1 protein-coding gene is annotated in these 1,680 nt (G+C 43.3%); it reads left to right on the forward strand.

Annotation, left to right across the window (positions count from 1 at the left end; translation table 11 throughout):
* The first annotated feature begins 215 nt into the window (after positions 1–215).
* Positions 216–1,154, forward strand: a complete 939-nt coding sequence (locus CHB66_RS16710) for a PorP/SprF family type IX secretion system membrane protein (RefSeq protein WP_089242548.1) — start codon at positions 216–218, stop codon at positions 1,152–1,154.
* Positions 1,155–1,680: the final 526 nt, after the last annotated feature.

Here is a 1,680-nt window from a genome sequence, read left to right on the forward strand (position 1 = left end):
GAACCTTCGAAGGCAAGGAGATGCCTGTGGGCAGCTACTACTGGACACTCGAAGTGAGAGAGACAGGAGAAGTGAGAAAAGGAATCTTGAATCTGTTAAGAAAGTAAATAGGCAAAAGGGACTAGGGAAAAGGATAAAGGACGAGTTTGTAAATAAATGACTCGTCACTCCTTTAACCTTTAACCTTTGACCTTTCTCCTCAAAAATATAAAATCATGAAAAAAACAATCATCTTATTCATAGGAATAGCCCTTGTAACGACATCGGATATTCTCGCACAATCAAGAAAATACATCTCTCAATTCAGCCACTTGCAGGGCTACTACAACCCAGCGCTGACGGGTTATGAAGGTTCCATGATTCGCGGCTTTGTCCGGAATCAGTGGGCAGGCTGGGAGGGAGCACCGAAAACTTACTTTGCCTCGGCAGAACTAGACTTCGGCCAACTCTCAGGTCAAGCATCAGGAGATATCCTAGGCAAGAATGCAGCAGGGATTTCCCTCCTACATGATCAGTATGGAGCCTTTGCAGAGACGGAGTTTGTGGCCAGCTATGCATCTAGGATCCAAATAGGAGAAAAGACCAACCTAAGATTAGGAGCTGGTTTAAATTACCGCTCTGTTCGCCTAGATGGGAATAGCATGACAACGGAGCAAGCAGATGACCCGATAGTAGGACAGTACCTCGGGAGCTTCTCAAATATGCAGGTGATGGACTTCAACTTAGGGATAGCGGTAACACACCCAAACTACTATGTATCTTATGCAGTACACCATGTGAATCAAGGAGCGATCAACTCAGGAGATGTATTCATGGAAAGGATGCCAAGAGTAGGCATCTTCCAAGCAGGCTACAGAAACAGAATGACCGACAACCTAGCTCTAGCAACCAACTTCATGTACAGGAGTCAGGTAGACTTGCCAGACAATGTAGAATTCAATATGAAAGTAGTCTTGAAGGAGAAGTTTTGGCTAGGAGGAGGACATAGAATAGACTATGCAAACAACTTCCAGTTTGGCTTGCTCTTCGACAAGATGCGCATAGGCTACATCTACGAGATGCCAACTTTGAAAAGCTACTTATTACCGAATGTAACGCATGAATTCATGTTGACCTATGCCTTATTTGGAGATAGGAGAGGGATGATTTGGTAGGGGAGCGCAGGTTGTAAGGTGATGTTTTGTAATAGGGCTGTTAAGTGTTAAGCGTTAAGCGTTAAGTGTTCAAAGTGGCGTCTCCGTCATATTCACGAATCCTCTTCGCTTAACGTTTTAACTATTAACACTTAACGGCTTTGCCTAAGAAACCCGAAGAGCACGAAAGAGGATGTTAAAGGTTCATCGTTAAGCGTTCAAAGAAGCGGCTCCGTCATATTCACGATTCTAGCCCTTTTGCCTTTCTCCTTTGACCTTTTCCCTAAAGAGACTCCGTCATATTTACGAATCCCCTTCGCTTAACGTTTTAACGACTTGCCCGCCGCGGCGGTATGAACGCTTAACGACTTAAACGAAACTATCAATCAATGAAAGAAACCGATCTAGATGACATCAGCAATTATATCATAGAGCAGGAATTGTATAAAAATCCTGATTTAGATAGTTGGCTGCTTGCACAGAAACTAGAAATGGAAGAAGAGGAATTACTTGTTGCGATAAAGAATAAAACAGGTAAGCCTTTCAA

The organism is Belliella buryatensis (assembly GCF_900188245.1).
GTDB classification, from domain to species: domain Bacteria; phylum Bacteroidota; class Bacteroidia; order Cytophagales; family Cyclobacteriaceae; genus Belliella; species Belliella buryatensis.